Source organism: Streptomyces sp. SCUT-3, assembly GCF_014083985.1.
GTDB lineage: Bacteria > Actinomycetota > Actinomycetes > Streptomycetales > Streptomycetaceae > Streptomyces_H > Streptomyces_H thermolineatus.
This window is the reverse complement of sequence record NZ_CP046907.1, coordinates 4,712,196-4,728,215: the sequence shown is the minus strand read 5'-3', so window position 1 is coordinate 4,728,215 and position 16,020 is coordinate 4,712,196. Positions and strand designations below refer to the sequence as shown.

Here is a 16,020-nt window from a genome sequence, read left to right as displayed (position 1 = left end):
GGAGAGGGGGCCGATTTGCGCCGGGCGCCGCCCCCTGCTGCATACTGGTTTTTGCACTGACCAGTCAGTTCAAAGGAGAGGCTGTGAAGAGCACCCCGGAGGGGCTCCCGGTCACCGCGGAGGAGTTCGGGCTGAAGGGACCCCGCGGCCGGGTGTTCCACGACGTCGGCTTCACCGCGGCGCCGGGCGCCCTGGTCGCCGTCGAGGGGCGGTCGGGTTCCGGACGCACCTGCCTGCTGCTCGCCCTGACCGGCCGGATGCGCCCCACCTCGGGCCGCGCGCGGATCGGCGAGTACGAGCTGCCCCGGCGGATGGCCGCCGTGCGCAGGATCACCGCCCTGGGGCCGGCCCCGGGGGTCAACGACCTCGATCCGGCCCTGACCGTGGAGGAGCACATCCGCGAGCGGCTGCTCTACCAGCGGCGGTTCGGCGAGTCCGTGACCGCGCTGCTGCGCCGCGACGGCAGCCGCCCGGGCCGGGAGCGGGCCCGGCTGGAACGGGCCCTGGAACTGGCCGGCCTCGTCCCGGACTCGCTGGAGAGGGGGCTGCGCACCTCCGTGCGGGACCTGGACCGGCTGGAGGCGCTGCGCCTGGGGACCGCGCTCGCCCTGACGGGCCGTCCGGGCCTGCTCGCCGTGGACGACGTGGACCACAAGCTGTCCGGGGCCGACCGCGCGCAGGCCTGGCGGATGCTGCGCGGCGTTGCCTCCTCCGGCGTCACCGTGCTGGCCGCCTGCGCCCACGCCCCGGAGGACGCCGACGTGACGGTCCGGCCGGGCAGCGGCCCCGCCGACGGCGACGACGGTGACACCGACGACAGCGACAGCAACGGCAACGGCAACGGGACGGACGAGAAGGAGGGGACGGCGGATGCGGACGCCTAGACTGGCCGCGCTCGAGCTGAGGAGGTTCGGCCGGGGACGCCTGCCCCGCGCCGCGATGGCGGCGCTGCTGCTGCTCCCCCTCCTCTACGGCGCCCTGTACCTGTGGTCCTTCTGGGACCCCTACAGCCGGCTCGACAAGATCCCCGTCGCCCTGGTCAACAAGGACCGCGGCGCCACCGCGGACGGCAAGCGCGTCACGGCCGGCGACGACCTGGTCGAGGGCCTGCTCGGCAGCGGGACCTTCGACTGGCAGCAGGTCGACGCCGGCACCGCCGCCCAGGGCCTGGAGGAGGGCAGCTACTACCTGACGCTGACCGTCCCCGAGGACTTCAGCGAGAGCATCGCCTCCTCGTCCGGGGCCGCCCCGCGCGCAGGCTCGCTGAAGGTGCGCACCAACGACTCCAACAACTACGTCGTCGGCCAGATATCCCGCTCGGTCTTCTCCGAGGTGCGCTCGGCGGCCTCCGCCAAGAGCTCCCGGCAGTTCTACGAGAAGATCTTCCTCTCCTTCTCCGACCTGCACGACGGCACCGAGAAGGCCGCGAAGGGCGCGGACGACGTCACCGACGGCGCGGGGGACGCCCGGAAGGGCTCGAAGGACCTCGGCAACGGCATAGACGCGGCCAAGGACGGCTCCGGCCGGCTCGCCGACGGCCTGGAGAAGGCCGAGAAGGGCAGCGGCGACCTGGCCGACGGGCTCGACAGCCTCCACGACGGGGCCGGCGACCTGGCCGAGGGCGCCCGGCAGGTGGCCGACGGCACCCAGCAGGTCGCCGACAGGGTCAACGGCTTCGCCGACGACGCGGGGCCCCTGCTGGACGAGCACGGCAAGGAGATCGGGGAGGCCGCCCGGGCGGTCGCCGACGGCACCGAGCGGCTGGGCGACGACCTCGACGCCCTGCCGGCGGACGCCGGCCGCACCGCCCGGGAGGCCCGCACCGCCTCCGACCGCCTCGACGCCTCCTACGCCGCCCGCTGCGGCTCAGGCGGGTCCGGCGGCTCCTCCGAGCCCGGCGGGTCCGGCGGCTCCTCCCTCCTGCCGGAGTCCCCCCTCGGAGCGGATCCCTCCTGCCCCGAGCTGAAGAAGGCCGCCGAGGCCGCGGACGAGGCCGCCGGCCTGGCCGAGCAGCTCGACGGCCTCGTCGAGGACAACACCACGTCGCTGGACCGGCTGCGCAAGGACCTGGACTCGCTCAACGCGGTGGCGCGGAAGGTGGCCGACTCCGCCCCCGGCCTGTCCGGACGCCTGGACAAGGCCGTCGCCGACGTCAACCGGCTCAACAAGGGCGCGCACAAGGTGGCCGACGGGGCGGACGACCTGGCCGCCGGCGTCGGGAAGGCCGGGGCCGGAGCCGACTCCCTCGAGCACGGCGTGACCGACCTGTCCGACGGCGCCGCCTCGCTCAACGGCGGCATGTACCGGCTCGCCGACGGCAGCAACCGCCTGACCGACGGCCTGGGCGACCTCACCGACGGCGCCGGCCGGCTCGCCGACGGCCTGCACGAGGGCGCGGAGAAGATCCCGGACTACGACGCGCAGGAGCGCGGGGAACGCAGCAAGGTGATGAGCGACCCGGTGCGGCTGGCCTCGGACTCCCTGCACAAGGCCGCCAACTACGGCACCGGCTTCGCCCCCTACTTCATCCCGCTCTCCCTGTGGGTCGGCGCGATGGTCGGCTACATGCTCATCCCCCCGATGAACCGGCGCGCCCTGTCGGCCGGTGCGCCGGCGTGGCGGATCGCGGTCTCCGGCTGGCTGCCGGTCGCCGCCGTCGGTGTCCTGCAGGTGGCGGCGCTGATGTCCGTGCTGCACTGGGGGCTGGGGCTCCGAATGGCGCGGGCGGCCGGCACCGTGGCCTTCCTGGTCGTGGTGGTGATGTGCTTCTCCTCGATCGTGCAGTGGCTCAACGCCCGCTTCGGCGCGGCCGGACGCGTCCTGGTCCTCGCGGTGCTGATGCTCCAGCTGACCTCGGCCGGCGGCACCTACCCGGTGCAGACCAGCCCCGGCTTCTTCAACGTCCTGCACCCCCTGCTGCCGATGAGCTACGTCGTCGACGGGCTGCGGCACCTGATCACCGGCGGCGGGCTGTGGCCGGTGTGGCGGGCCGTGATCGTCCTGCTGGCCTTCACCGCGGGCGCGCTGGCGCTCACCGCGTGGTCCGCCCGCCGCAAGCAGGTGTGGACCGTGGACCGGCTGCACCCGGAGCTGAGCCTGTAGGCGGAGTTCGGCCCCGGCGGGGCCGCGGACGGGCGCCCGGGGAGTCCCCCGGGCGCCGGACAGGAGAGAATCGGCCCATGAGCAGCACACGACGCCAGGCCACCCGCGCCAAGCTGTACGAGGCGGCCGTCACCCTCATCGCCGAGAAGGGCTTCTCCTCCACCACGGTGGAGGAGATCGCCGAACGGGCCGGCGTCGCCAAGGGAACCGTCTACTACAACTTCGCCAGCAAGTCCGAGCTGTTCGAGGAGCTGCTGCGGCACGGCGTCGGGCTGCTCACCGCCTCGCTGACCGAGGCGGCCGAGGGCACGCTGGCCGGGGGCGGCGGCCGGGTCGACGCACTCGACGCGATGATCCGCGCCGGGCTGGCCTTCATCGCCCGCTACCCGTCCTTCAGCCAGCTCTACGTGGCCGAGCTGTGGCGCACCAACCGCACCTGGCAGTCGACGCTGACGATGGTGCGGCAGGAGGCCGTCGCGGTGGTGGAGAAGGTGCTGCGCGACGCGGTGGAGAGCGGGGAGCTCAGCGAGGAGATCGACGTGCCGCTGACCGCGGCCGCCCTGTTCGGGATGGTGCTCGTCGCCGCCCTGGACTGGCAGGCGTTCCAGCCGCAGCGCAGCATCGACGACGTGCACGCGTCCCTGTCGCTGCTGCTGCAGGGGCGGGTCGCCGGCCGCGCGGCACAGCGGCCCTGAAGGCGCGGGGGCCCGGTGATCGAGGATCGTCGATCCTCTTCCTCACCGGGCCCCTGCGCCCTCCCCCGTGTCGCCGCTCCGCCGCCCCGTGCCGGCGGTGTCGGCGTTTCCCCGTGTTGCCGCTCCGCCGCCCCGTGCCGGCGGTGTCGGCGTTCCTCCCCCGTGGCCTCCACTCTTTCGTGCCGGCCGGGGCCGGCCCATCCGTTCGGATACTCAACTCCCCTACTGAGTAGGTGTACTCAGTACCCGGGCGGTACTGCCGGGGCACCTGGGGTCCGGGGCCGGGGCGGCGGCGGATAGAGTCCTGGCCCATGGCACGGATTGTGGTGATCGGCGCGGGAATGGGCGCACTGGCGGCGGCGGCCCGGCTGGCCGTGGCGGGCCACCGGGTGACGGTGTGCGAGCGGTCGGGGACCCACGGCGGCTCGGCGGGGGTGTTCCGCCGCGACGGGTTCGCCTTCGACACCGGGCCCGGCCTGCTGAACCTGCCCGCGGTCTACCGCGACCTGTTCATCAAGACAGGGAAGAAGACCCTGGAGCAGAGCGTCGGGCTGCGCGAGGTGGACCCGGCCGTCCTCCACCTGTTCGCCGACGGCACGCGGGTGCTGCTGCCCAACGCCTCGCGCGGCGGCGTCGGCAGGGCGCTGGACGGGGCGTTCGGCGCCGGGGCGGGCGAGGCCTGGAACGAGATGGTCGACCGCGGGCGGGGCGTGTGGGAGTCCACCCGCCGCCCGCTCCTGGAGGAGCCCCTCGGCCCGGGGGCGCAGGCCCGCGAGGCGCTGGCGCGCGACCCCTACATGCCGGCCCCCGCGCGCGGGCTGGCCGGACGGCTGGGCCTGGTCCGGGCCCCGCGCACCCTGGCCGAGGTGGCCTCCCGGGAGCTGCGCCGCCCGGGCCTCGTGGCCCTGCTGGAGGAGTACGCCCTGCGGTACGGGGCCGACCCGCGCCGGGCCCCGGCCGGCGCCGTCGTGCTGCCGTACATGGAGCAGACCTTCGGCACCTGGTACGTGAACGGCGGCATGCGGGCGCTGGCCGACGCGGTGCGGGCGCGCTGCGAGGAGCGCTCGGTGGAGTTCCGCCTCGGGGCGGAGGTGGCGCGGGTCCTGGACGGCGGCGGGCGCGCCGCCGGCGTCGAACTCGCCGACGGCACCCGGCTGGAGGCGGACGCCGTGGTCTGCGGGGTGCCCTGCGGGCCGCTGCTGCCGGACGGGTACGCCCCGGACGGGGACGCCCCCGACCCGGCGGGGGACGCGACGGGCCCGCGGCTGGGCCGGCTCACGGTGCTGCTGGCCCTGGACGGCGCCCGCCCGCCCGGCACCGTGCACCGCACGATCGTGCACGCGGCCGACCGGGAGGCCGAGCTGGCCGCGCTGGAGGGCGGGGGCCCGGACGCCGTGTGCGAACGGCCCACGGTGACGGTGCTGCGCCCGGACGACCCGGCGCTGAGCCCGGGCGGGGGCCGCTCGACCGCGGTGCTGTCGGTCGCGGTGCCGGCGCACGGGACGACCCGCGGTGCGGTCGACTGGACGGCGGACGGCCTGGCCGGGTCCTGCGCCGACCGGGTCCTGGCGGCCGTCGGGGCCGTGGACCCGGAGCTGGCCGACCGGGTGCTGTGGCGCGAGGTCCGCACTCCGGCCGACACCGAGCGGGAGACCGGCGCCCCGGGCGGCGCGTTGCGCGCCCCGTCCCTCGCCGGGGCGGGTGGCGCGTTCCTGGCCCCCGGCAACACCGGGCCGCTGCCGGGGCTGTACCTGGTCGGCGGAGCGGCCCACCCCGGCGGCGGCCTGCCGCACTCGGGGATGTCGGGGGCCCTGGTCGCCGAGCTCGTCGGCCGCGACCGGCAGGCCGCGGCGGGGCGGACGGGGGCGCGTCAGTAGCGGTACTGGTCGTAGCCGCCGGGGTGGGGCCCCGGCTCGGGGACCGGGGCGGCGCCGGGCTCGCCCTCGCGCTGCTGCGGCACCCACACCCCGCCGGCCGGGGTGTCGTAGTACGGGTCCTCGAACTGCTGGGGCTGCTGGGGCTGCTGGGGCTGCTGCGCCGCGGGGTACTGGCCGTAGTCGTAGTACTGCCCGTACTGCTGCTGCTCGTACTGCCGGCCGTAGTCCTGGGTGTAGTCCTGCCCGTACTCCTGGCCGTAGGACTGCCCGTACTCCTGCCCGCCGGTCTGCGGGGCTCCGGCGTCCGGGGCCCCGCCGGGGCCGGGGAAGCCGTAGGAGTCGGGCTCCTGGGGGCGGCCGTGCTGCGGCTCGTCGTAGGAGGCGGGGTACGCGGGCGTGCCGGCGTAGGGGCCGCCGGGGTACTGCGGTTCGGCCGCGGCCGGACGGTAGGCCGCGTAGCCGCCGGTGTCGTCGTCCATCGGCTGCGGCACGTAGGCCGTCCCGGGGCCGTCCCCGCCGTACGGGTCCCCGTCCACCGGTGAGGCCCACCGCTCCGCCCCGCGGCCGGCGTCGTGGGCGTCGTGGCCGGTGTCGTAGGCCTCGTGGGCGTCATGGCCGGTGTCGTGCGCCGGGGCGGCGGGGGCCTCCTCGATGCCGGAGACCTCGAGGGTGGGCTCGGTACGGGCCGCCTCCGTCCGGCGGCGGCGGCTGGTGCCGGGGCGGCCGCCGAGCGCCCATCCGGACGAGAACCCCTTGCGGTAGGACAGGGTGACGAAGGTCTGCCCGGTGCCGAAGGCCACGGCGCCCAGGCAGATCACGACCACCGAGTGGGCGGCGACCCCGGTGACCACGCCCATGAACCCGGCGAAGGCCAGCACCCGCCAGCGCAGCCGGGCCTTGTACTGCAGGAGGACCTCTCCGAGGAGCCACAGCGCGACCACTCCGAACGCGATGTAGAGCACCGTGTACCCCATGTGTGCACTTCCCTCGTCCTCAGGGGCCGCCCGACTCCCCGGCCACTACGTCGTCCTCTGGTGCAGTCCCAGATTCTGGTAGATCTCCAGTGTGGCAGGCGAGTGGTTGAGGGTGATGAAGTGGAGTCCGGGAGCTCCCTGCTCGAGAAGCTCGGCCGACATCCGTGTGGCGTATTCCACACCGATCGCCCGGACCGCGGCCGGGTCGTCGCGGACCGCGTTGAGGCGGTCCGCCAGCGCCGCGGGGAAGTCGGCGTTGCTCAGCTGCGCGAAGCGCTCGATCTGGCGCACGTTGGTGACCGGCATGATCTCCGGGATGATCGGGGTGTCGCAGCCGGCCGCCTGCACCCGGTCGCGCAGCCGCAGGTAGTCCTCGACGTGGAAGAACATCTGGGTGACCGCGTAGTCGGCGCCCTCGCGGCACTTGGCGACGAAGTGCTTGATGTCGCTGTCCCAGTCGGCCGAGCGCGGGTGCTTCTCGGGGAACGCGGCGACACCCACGCAGAAGTCGCCGGACTCCTTGATCAGCCGCACGAGCTCGGCGGCGTAGCGCAGTCCCTGCGGGTGCTGCACCCACTCGCCCTGCGGGTTGCCCGGCGGGTCGCCGCGCAGGGCCAGCATGTTGCGGATCCCGGCGTCGGCGTACTGGCCGACGATGTTGCGCAGCTCGGCCACCGAGTGGTCGACCGCCGTCAGGTGCGCGACCGGCGTGAGCGTGGTCTCGGTGGCGATGCGCTCGGTGGCGCGCACGGTGCGGTCGCGGGAGGAGCCCCCGGCCCCGTAGGTGACCGAGACGAAGGTCGGCCCCACCGCCTCGATGCGGCGGATCGCCTCCCACAGGGTGCGCTCGCCCTGCTCGGTCTTGGCCGGGAAGAACTCGAAGGAGTAGGAGCGCTCCCCGGAAGCGAGCAGCTCACGGATGGTTACCGCGCGGTCGGTACGGACGGAGGAGGTTCCAAGGGCCATGCGCCAAAGCTAGCCAGGAAGCCTCCCCGACCACGAAAGAACGGGGTCTTATGCCCCTTTCGCCGGTTCCTTGTCCGCCCCTCGGAACGCCCCGGCGCTACAGCGGGCGTTCGCGCACCCGCCCGGCCAGCTCGGCCGCGGCCGCTCCCGGGTCGTCGGCCTCGGTGATCGCGCGGACCACGACGACCCGGCGGGCCCCGGCGTCCAGGACCTGCTCGAGGTTGGAGGAGTCGATCCCGCCGATGGCGAACCAGGGCCGGGCGGTGCCCAGCGAGGCGGCGTACTCCACCAGGGGCAGGCCGGGGGCGTGCCGGCCCGGCTTGGTCGGGGTGGGCCACACCGGGCCGGTGCAGAAGTAGTCCGCGCCGGGCTGGGAGGCGGCCGCGGCCGCCTCCGTCTCCGCGTGGGTGGAGCGGCCGATCACGACGCGGTCGCCGAGGATCGCGCGGGCCGCCGGCACCGGCAGGTCGCCCTGCCCCAGGTGCAGTACGTCCGCGCCGGCCGCGTGCGCGACGTCGGCGCGGTCGTTGACCGCCAGGAGCCTGCCGTGCCGGCGGCAGGCGTCCTTGAAGACCGCCAGGTGCTCCAGCTCCTCGGCGGCCTCCATGCCCTTGTCGCGCAGCTGCACGACGTCGACCCCGGCGGCGAGCACCGCGTCGAGGAACTGCGGCAGGTCCCCCTGCCGCCGGCGGGCGTCGGTGCACAGGTACAGGCGTGCTCCGCCCAGTGCGGCGCGCGGTTCGGACACGGCGGTACTCCCCCCGGGTGGCCGCGGCCCCGGAGGGCCGCGGACGGTCTAGCGGCTGCTGCGCGACCCTACAGGGCGAGCGCCTGGGCGCGGCGCTTGACCTCGGTCCCGCGGTTCTCGTAGAGCGCCTGGGCCGGGGTGCCGGGCAGGCTCGGGTCCGGGGTGAAGAGCCACTCCAGGGCCTCCTCGTCGGTGAACCCGTCGTCCTTGAGGAGGGTCAGCGTCCCGGGGAGCCCCTTGACGATCCTGCCGTCCTTGATGAACAGGGCGGGCACCTGCAGGCTGCGGTTCTCGCCGCGCCGCACCGCGATGAGCTGGCCCTCCTTGATGAGGGGCCGGACCCGGGTGATCTCCACGCCGAGCTGTTCGGCGACGTCGGGGAGGTAGAGCCAGGAGGGTACGAGGGCGTCGATTCTGGTGTCGATCTCGGTCACAGGACAAGCCTGCCATCCCCCGCCACCCGCCGGACACCGGGCGCGGCCCCGGATTCGCCCGGGCGCGCCGTCACAGCGCCGCGTTCTTGAGCTGGACGGAGGGGTCGGCCGCCCGCTCCGGGTCCAGCGCCGCACCGCGTTCCATCAGCCTGCGGCCCTGCACGAGGTCGCGCGGGCGGTCGACCGCGAGCAGTCCCGACAGCGTCCCGTCGGCCCTCAGCCAGCACACCGACCACGCTGCGCCGTCCGGGTCACCGCGGTGCACGGCCGCGTCACCGGGGGCGTGGTGGCCGGCGTACTGCACGAAGCGGCCGAACTGCTCGGACCAGAAGTACGGCACCGGGTCGTAGACCTCGTCCCCGCCGAGGACGTTGGCGGCCGCGGTCGCCGGCCCCTGCATCGCGTTGTCCCAGTGGTGGACCAGCAGCCGGGTGCCGTAGCGGGCCGAGGGGAAGGACGCGCAGTCGCCCACCGCCCACACGCCGGGGACCGAGGTGCGCAGCCGGTCGTCGGCCAGCACCTCGCGGTCCGGGCCGAGCTCCACCCCGGAGCCGGCCAGCCAGCCGGTGGCCGGGCGGGCCCCGATGCCGACGACGACCGCCCCCGCGGTCAGCCCCGTGCCGTCGGCCAGCACCACCTCGCCGGGCGCGACCGAGGCCACGGCGGCGCCGGTGAGCAGCCGCACCCCGGCCTCCTCGTACCAGGCGGCCGTGCGGGCGGCCACCTCGGCGGGCAGGGCACCGGCGAGCGGCCGGTCGGCCGCCTCTACGACCGTCACGGCGCAGCCGGCCTCGCGGGCCGCGGTGGCGAACTCCGCGCCGATCCAGCCCGCCCCGACCACGACGACGTCCCGCCGCTGCTCCAGCACCGGGCGCAGGGCGGCCGCGTCGTCCAGGGTGCGCAGCAGGTGGACGTCCGGCAGCCCCTCGGTGCCCGGCAGGGTGACCGGCTCGGCGCCGGTGGCCAGCACCAGGCGGTCGTAGGGCTCGGGGCCCTCCGCGGTGACCACCACGCGCTCGGCCGGGCGCAGCGCGACGGCGTGCCGGCCGAGCAGCAGCTCGATGCCCAGGCCCTCGAAGTCGACGTCGAAGGCGGAGCCGTCGGCCGTGCCGAGCAGCAGGGCCTTCGACAACGGGGGTCTGTCGTAGGGCCGGTGGGTCTCCGCGCCGAGCAGGCTGATCCGGCCCCGCCAGCCCCGCTCCCGCAGGCCGACCGCGGTCCGCACCCCGGCCATGCCCGCCCCGACCACAAGAATCCGCTGCTGTTCCGTCACGCGGGCCAGGGTAGGCCCTGGCACCGGACCGCCGGAGCGGGACGGCCGCGAGGGGCCGGGCGCGGGGACTACCGCTGCGCGGGGAGTTCCTCGACCACCGAGGTGCCCCGGCCCTCCTGGGACTCCCACTCCCAGGTCTCCTCCAACCGCAGCCTGCCGTCGGGCAGTTCCACGACGCGCGAGACGCAGTGGCCGGTGGAGGTCCGGCCGTCGCGGCGCAGTTGCACGTACCTGAAGTCGAGGCGGTCGCCGTCGCGGGTGCCGAGGAGGTGGCCGCGTTCGATGTCGCCGCCGTCGTAGTCGGCCCGGATCCGGCCGTCCTGCTCGTGGTAGCGGAAGCGGGTGGAGGTGCCCACCTCGCCCCCCTCCGGGTCGGCCACGGGGGCGAAGAGGCGTCCGTCGAGCGATGCGGCCACGGGGGGTGGTCCTTCCTGCCGGTGTCACCCGGATATTAGGGTGGTGGCACCAACGCACTCGCGGGAGCCCGGACGCACCGGGCTGAGAGGGGGGCTGGCCGGCCCCCGACCGTTGTGAACCTGATCCGGGTCATGCCGGCGAAGGGAGAGGTGGGAAGAGCGTGCACACGAAACCCCGGGCCCGCCGCGGCCGGGACGTCCTCGTGGTCGGCGGCGGCGTCGTCGGCCTGGTCACCGCCTGGCGCTGCGCGCAGCGCGGCCTGTCGGTGACGGTGGCGGACCCCGAGCCGGGGCGGGGCGCGGCGCACGTCGCGGCGGGGATGCTCGCCGCGGTCACCGAGCTGCAGTACGGCGAGCAGACGCTGCTGGGGCTCAACCTGGCCTCGGCGCGGCGGTACCCGTCGTTCACGGAGGAGCTGGAGGACGCCTCGGGGCTGTCCACCGGCTACCGCGCCTGCGGCACGCTGGCCGTGGCCCTGGACGCCGACGACCGGGCCGAACTGCGCGAACTGCACGCCTTCCAGAGCGCTCTGGGGCTGGAGTCGGTCTGGCTGACGGGGCGTGAGTGCCGGCGCCTGGAGCCGATGCTGGCGCCGGGCGTGCGCGGCGGGCTGCGGGTCGAGGGCGACCACCAGGTCGACCCGCGCAGGCTGGCCGCGGCCCTGCTGCGGGCCTGCGAACGGGCCGGCGTGGACTTCCTGCGGCAGCCGGCCGGACGGCTGTCGGTCGTGGCGGACCGGGCCGCGGGCGTGGTGCTGGCGGACGGCTCCGCCGTCCCGGCCGACCAGGTGGTCCTGGCCGCCGGGTGCCGCAGCGGCCTGCTGGAGGGCGTGCCCGAGGAGGCGCTGCCGCCGGTGCGCCCGGTCAAGGGCCAGGTGCTGCGCCTGCGGGTTCCCGCGCCCTTCGCCCCCTTCCTGTCCCGCACGGTGCGGGCGGTGGTGCGCGGCGGCCACGTCTACCTGGTGCCGCGCGAGGACGGTGAACTGGTGGTCGGGGCGACCACCGAGGAGACCGGCCACGACACCGCGGTGACCGCCGGCGGGGTGTACGAACTGCTGCGGGACGCCCACGAACTGGTCCCCGGCATCACCGAACTGCCCCTGACGGAGGCGCTGGCCGGTCTGCGGCCCGGCTCCCCCGACAACGCGCCGCTGCTGGGGCGCACCGCGCTGCCCGGCCTGCTGGCGGCCACCGGCCACCACCGCAACGGGATCCTGCTGACCCCGGTCACCGGCGACCTGATGGCGGAGATCGTCACCGGCGGGGACCCGGAGCAGGCCCTGCCCTTCTCCCCCGCCCGCTTCTCCCGCGCCCCGGGCGCCCGCCCGGAAGAACCGCACACCCTCACGGAAGGGGTCCCGTCCCGTTGAACACCCTCCCCGGCCCCTCCCCGGACGCCGCTTCCGGCTCTGTGGGCATCAGCGTCAACGGCGCACCGCGCCGGTTCCCCGCCGGCACCGCGCTCGACCACGTGGTGGCGTCCCTGACCCGGGCCGCCTCCGGGGTGGCCGCCGCGGTGAACGAGACGGTGGTCCCGCGCGGGCAGTGGCCGTCCACCACTCTCGGCGACGGCGACCGCGTCGAGATCGTCACCGCCGTCCAAGGAGGCTGAACCACCGTGTCGGACGACCCGCTGACCATCGCCGGGACCACCTTCGGCTCGCGCCTGATCATGGGCACCGGAGGGGCCACCGGCCTGGAGTCGCTGGAACAGGCGCTGATCGCCTCCGGCACCGAGCTGACCACCGTCGCGATGCGCCGACTGGATCCGACCGTCCGGGGGTCGGTCCTGTCCGTCCTGCGGCGGCTGGGCATCCGCGTGCTGCCCAACACCGCCGGCTGCTTCACCGCGGGCGAGGCGGTGCTCACCGCCCGGCTGGCCCGCGAGGCGCTGGGCACCGACTGGGTGAAGCTGGAGGTGGTCGCCGACGAGCGGACCCTGCTGCCCGACCCGGTCGAGCTGCTGGAGGCCGCCGAGACCCTGGTCGACGACGGTTTCACCGTCCTGCCCTACACCAACGACGACCCGGTGCTGGCCCGCCGGCTGGAGGACGTCGGCTGCGCCGCGGTCATGCCGCTGGGCTCCCCCATCGGCTCGGGCCTGGGCATCCGCAACCCGCACAACTTCCGGCTCATCGTCGAGCGGGCCGGCGTGCCGGTGATCATGGACGCCGGGACGGGCACTGCCTCCGACGCGGCGCTGGCCATGGAGCTGGGCTGCTCCGCGGTGCTCCTGGCCTCGGCGGTCACCCGCGCGCAGGAGCCGGTGCTGATGGCGGAGGCGATGCGCCGCGCGGTCGAGGCCGGACGGCTGGCCCGCAGGGCGGGCCGCATCCCCCGCCGCCACCACGCGCTCGCCTCCTCCCCCGCCGAGGGCACCGCCGACCTCGGCGGGCACGACCCCGAACTGCCGGCCTTCCGGCCGGACGCGGCCGGCTGACCGGGAGCGGCCGCCGGGAGCTTCGTCCCCGGGCAGCCCCCGGCCGGGCCAGGCAGCCCCCGGCCGGGCCAGGCCGTTCCCGGTCACGGTTTCGCCGCGGAACCGCACGGGCCCGTCACGGTGCGGGCGCGTGGGGGCGGGCGGAGTGGCGGCCGACCGTAGAATCTGCCCGTGGACGCGACCCTTCAGGACCCGCTCGTCGGTCGGCTGCTCGAGGACCGCTACCGGGTGCAGGCCCGCATAGCGGTCGGCGGCATGGCCACGGTCTACCGGGCCGTGGACACCCGCCTGGACCGCGTGCTGGCACTGAAAGTGATGCACCCGGCCCTGGCCGCCGACGCGGCCTTCGTGGACCGGTTCATCCTGGAGGCCAAGGCCGTCGCCCGCCTGGACCACCCCAACGTGGTGGGGGTGTTCGACCAGGGGGTCGACGGCTCCTACGTCTTCCTGGCCATGGAGTACGTGGCCGGCTGCACCCTGCGCGACCTGCTGCGCGAGCGCGGCGCCCTGCACCCGCGCGCCGCGCTCGACATCCTGGAGCCGGTCCTGGCGGCACTGGGCTCGGCCCACCGCGCGGATCTGCTGCACCGGGACGTGAAGCCGGAGAACGTCCTGATCGGCGACGACGGGCGGGTCAAGGTCGCAGACTTCGGCCTGGTCCGCTCCGTCGGCAGCCACACCTCCACGACCTCCGGCTCCGTGCTGGGCACCCTCTCCTACATGGCGCCGGAGCAGATCGAGCACGGCGTCACCGGCCACCGCTCCGACGTGTACTCCTGCGGGGTGCTGCTGTACGAGATGCTGACCGGCTCCAAGCCGTACACCGGCAGCACCCCGGCGCAGATCGTCCGGCAGCACCTCGAGCACGACGTCCCCGCGCCCTCCCTGCTGGCGCCCGGCGTCGCCGGGGAGCTGGACGCCCTGGTCGCCCGGGCCACGGCCCGCGACCCGCGGCAGCGCCCCGCCGACGCGGTCGAGCTGCTCGCGCTGCTCCAGGAGGCCCGCCGCGGCCTGACCGACGAGCAGCTGGACGCCGTGCCACCGCAGCAGCACGCCTCCTCCGGCTCCGGAGACGGCGAAAGCGGCAGCAGCAACGGCGGCAGCGGCAGCGGCGAGGAGCGCACCACCGTGCTCCCCTCCGTCCACAGCACGGTCCCCCTGGCCGCGGCCGTCGGAAGCGACACCGTCCGGGAGTCCCCGGGCGACGGGACCGAGCGGACCGCCCGGATGCGGATCCGGCCGGTCGACCCGTCCGACGACGGCGGCCGCGTGCCCGTCCCCGCGCCGGGCGGCGCGGTCGGCCGCGCCGTCCGCCGCAGGCCGTGGGCGGCCCTGGTCGCCCTGCTGCTGGTGCTCGGCGCCGGCGCCGGCGTCTGGTACGTCGGCGAGGGGCAGTTCACCAGGACGCCCGCCCTGCTCGGGCTGAGCCGGGCCGAGGCGGAGAGGCGGATCGCGGACGCCGGCCTGGACGCGGAGTACAGCGCCGCGTTCCACGAGACGGTGGAGGAGGGGAAGGTGGTCTCCACCGACCCTGCGCCGGGCAGCAGGATCCGCGGCAACGGCACCGTCTCCGTGGTCGTGTCCAAGGGGCCGGAGCGCATCGCCGTGCCGGACGTGGCGGGGATGAGCCCGGCCGACGCGAGGGCGGCGGTGGAGCGGGCGGGCCTGGGCGCGGGCACGACCGAGCACGCGTTCAGCGACGTCGTGGACCGGGGCGACGTGGTCTCCACCGATCCCGCGGTCGGGCGCCGCGTCGCCCCGGACACCGCCGTGTCCTTCGTCGTCAGCAAGGGCGCCGCGGTGCGCGTCCCCGACCTGGTCGGCCTCTCCCCGGGCAAGGCCCGCAAGAAGCTGGCCGACGCCGGCCTGAAGGCCCGGACCGCGCCGGAGGGGGTCTTCTCCGACGAGGTCCGCGAGGGCGACGTCGCCGAGCAGTCCGTGCGGGCCGACAGCACGGTCGCCGAGGGCACGGCCGTGGAGCTGACCCTCTCCAAGGGGCAGGAGACCTTCGAGGTCCCCGACGTCGAGGGCAAGGACCTGGAGAAGGCGAAGAAGGAGCTGGAGAAGGCGGGCTTCTCCGTCAGCGTGATCGACTTCCCCCTCGGCCGCGACAAGGTCTTCAACCAGACCCCCGAGGCCGGTTCCCGGCACCCGGCGGACACCACCGTCACCCTGTGGGTGCGTTGAGCGGCCGTGGCATGCTGAAGGCGATGACCTCCTCCCGCCGCCCGCGCAACCCCGTCGGCGGCCACGTCCCCGTGGCCGGCGGGCTCGCCTCCACCGGGCTGGCCTACGCCCGCTCGATAGGGGCGGAGGCCGTGCAGGTCTTCGTCGCCAACCCGCGGGGCTGGGCCACACCGACCGGGAACCCGCGCCAGGACGAGGAGTTCCGGGCCGGCTGCGAGCAGGAGGGCATCCCGGCGTACGTGCACGCCCCCTACCTGATCAACTTCGGCTCGGCCACGGCCGCGACCGTGGAGAGGTCGGTGGAGTCACTGCGCCACTCGCTGCGCCGCGGCGGGCGGATCGGCGCGGCGGGGGTCGTGGTGCACACCGGCTCGGCCACCGGCGGCGCGCCCCGCGCCAAGGCTCTGGCCCAGGTGCACGAACACCTGCTGCCCCTGCTGGAGGAGGCGGACCGGGAAGGCCGGGGCCCCCGGCTGCTCCTGGAGCCGACGGCCGGCCAGGGCGCATCGCTGTGCTCGCTGGTGGAGGAGCTGGGCCCCTACTTCGACGCCCTGGAGCACCATCCGCTCCTGGGCGTCTGCCTGGACACCTGCCACGCCTTCGCCGCCGGGCACGACCTGGCGGCGCCGGGCGGGACGAAGCTGGTCCTGGACGAGCTGGTGCGGACCGTCGGCGAGGGACGGCTGGGGCTGGTTCACGCCAACGACTCCAAGGACGTGGCGGGTGCGCACAAGGACCGGCACGAGAACATAGGCGCCGGTCGCATCGGCGCCGAGGCGTTCGGCGAGCTGTTCGTGCATCCGGCGGCCGAGGGGGTGCCGCTGGTGATCGAGACTCCCGGCGGCAAGGAGGGCCATGCGGCGGACGTCGCCCTGCTGAAGTCCCTGCGCGACCGCTGACCCCCTTTC

15 protein-coding genes and 1 riboswitch are annotated in these 16,020 nt (G+C 75.4%); of the genes, 9 read left to right on the top strand and 6 right to left on the bottom strand.

What is annotated here, in order from left to right; all coding sequences use genetic code 11:
- Positions 1 to 83: 83 nt before the first annotated feature.
- The 4 genes from GQS52_RS20860 to GQS52_RS20845 all read left to right on the top strand — a co-directional run bounded on the left by GQS52_RS20860 (position 84) and on the right by GQS52_RS20845 (position 5,674).
- Positions 84 to 884 (top strand): ATP-binding cassette domain-containing protein, encoded by an 801-nt coding sequence (locus GQS52_RS20860; RefSeq protein ID WP_182314871.1) that lies wholly within the window; start codon positions 84 to 86, stop codon positions 882 to 884.
- A complete protein-coding gene (locus tag GQS52_RS20855) occupies positions 871 to 3,102 on the top strand; it encodes a YhgE/Pip domain-containing protein (protein ID WP_182314870.1) in 2,232 nt (743 codons plus the stop codon). Before GQS52_RS20860 ends, GQS52_RS20855 begins: the two co-directional genes overlap by 14 nt.
- Before the next feature lie 77 nt (positions 3,103 to 3,179).
- Positions 3,180 to 3,797 (top strand): TetR/AcrR family transcriptional regulator, encoded by a 618-nt coding sequence (locus GQS52_RS20850; protein WP_182314869.1) that lies wholly within the window; start codon positions 3,180 to 3,182, stop codon positions 3,795 to 3,797.
- Between the two features lie 311 nt (positions 3,798 to 4,108).
- Positions 4,109 to 5,674, top strand: coding sequence for an NAD(P)/FAD-dependent oxidoreductase (locus GQS52_RS20845; RefSeq protein ID WP_182314868.1), 1,566 nt, complete (start codon positions 4,109 to 4,111; stop codon positions 5,672 to 5,674).
- Here GQS52_RS20845 and GQS52_RS20840 read toward each other — a convergent pair.
- From GQS52_RS20840 to GQS52_RS20815, 6 genes are all read right to left on the bottom strand, one after another.
- Positions 5,668 to 6,648 (bottom strand): hypothetical protein, encoded by a 981-nt coding sequence (locus tag GQS52_RS20840; RefSeq protein WP_182314867.1) that lies wholly within the window; start codon positions 6,646 to 6,648, stop codon positions 5,668 to 5,670. The genes GQS52_RS20845 and GQS52_RS20840 overlap by 7 nt on opposite strands.
- 45 nt (positions 6,649 to 6,693) lie before the next feature.
- On the bottom strand, positions 6,694 to 7,614 hold the full coding sequence (gene metF / locus GQS52_RS20835; RefSeq protein WP_182314866.1) for a methylenetetrahydrofolate reductase [NAD(P)H]: 921 nt from the start codon (positions 7,612 to 7,614) through the stop codon (positions 6,694 to 6,696).
- Positions 7,615 to 7,711: 97 nt separating this feature from the next.
- Positions 7,712 to 8,362 carry a thiamine phosphate synthase gene (gene thiE, locus GQS52_RS20830; protein ID WP_182314865.1) on the bottom strand — a complete coding sequence of 217 codons (651 nt, stop codon included), beginning with the start codon at positions 8,360 to 8,362 and terminating at the stop codon, positions 7,712 to 7,714.
- Between the two features lie 68 nt (positions 8,363 to 8,430).
- Complete coding sequence (locus GQS52_RS20825) at positions 8,431 to 8,796, bottom strand: Rv2175c family DNA-binding protein (RefSeq protein WP_182314864.1); 366 nt, start codon at positions 8,794 to 8,796, stop codon at positions 8,431 to 8,433.
- A 70-nt stretch (positions 8,797 to 8,866) separates the two neighbouring features.
- Complete coding sequence (locus tag GQS52_RS20820; protein WP_182314863.1) at positions 8,867 to 10,069, bottom strand: FAD-dependent oxidoreductase; 1,203 nt, start codon at positions 10,067 to 10,069, stop codon at positions 8,867 to 8,869.
- 68 nt (positions 10,070 to 10,137) lie between these two features.
- Positions 10,138 to 10,485, bottom strand: a complete 348-nt coding sequence (locus GQS52_RS20815; RefSeq protein ID WP_182314862.1) for a hypothetical protein — start codon at positions 10,483 to 10,485, stop codon at positions 10,138 to 10,140.
- Between the two features lie 50 nt (positions 10,486 to 10,535).
- Positions 10,536 to 10,650, top strand: a riboswitch (TPP riboswitch).
- On the opposite strand from GQS52_RS20815, the gene thiO reads away from it, so the two are divergent.
- The 5 genes from thiO to GQS52_RS20790 all read left to right on the top strand — a co-directional run bounded on the left by thiO (position 10,647) and on the right by GQS52_RS20790 (position 16,011).
- Positions 10,647 to 11,855, top strand: a complete 1,209-nt coding sequence (gene thiO / locus GQS52_RS20810; RefSeq protein WP_182314861.1) for a glycine oxidase ThiO — start codon at positions 10,647 to 10,649, stop codon at positions 11,853 to 11,855. Its footprint overlaps the riboswitch before it by 4 nt.
- A 41-nt stretch (positions 11,856 to 11,896) precedes the next feature.
- Entirely contained in the window at positions 11,897 to 12,097 is a 201-nt protein-coding gene (gene thiS / locus GQS52_RS20805) for a sulfur carrier protein ThiS (protein WP_182316612.1), read from the top strand.
- A gap of 6 nt (positions 12,098 to 12,103) precedes the next feature.
- Positions 12,104 to 12,925 carry a thiazole synthase gene (locus GQS52_RS20800; RefSeq protein ID WP_182314860.1) on the top strand — a complete coding sequence of 274 codons (822 nt, stop codon included), beginning with the start codon at positions 12,104 to 12,106 and terminating at the stop codon, positions 12,923 to 12,925.
- A gap of 171 nt (positions 12,926 to 13,096) precedes the next feature.
- Positions 13,097 to 15,112 carry a Stk1 family PASTA domain-containing Ser/Thr kinase gene (gene pknB / locus GQS52_RS20795; protein ID WP_182314859.1) on the top strand — a complete coding sequence of 672 codons (2,016 nt, stop codon included), beginning with the start codon at positions 13,097 to 13,099 and terminating at the stop codon, positions 15,110 to 15,112.
- Positions 15,113 to 15,135: 23 nt separating this feature from the next.
- On the top strand, positions 15,136 to 16,011 hold the full coding sequence (locus tag GQS52_RS20790) for a deoxyribonuclease IV (RefSeq protein WP_259370888.1): 876 nt from the start codon (positions 15,136 to 15,138) through the stop codon (positions 16,009 to 16,011).
- Positions 16,012 to 16,020 lie beyond the last annotated feature (9 nt).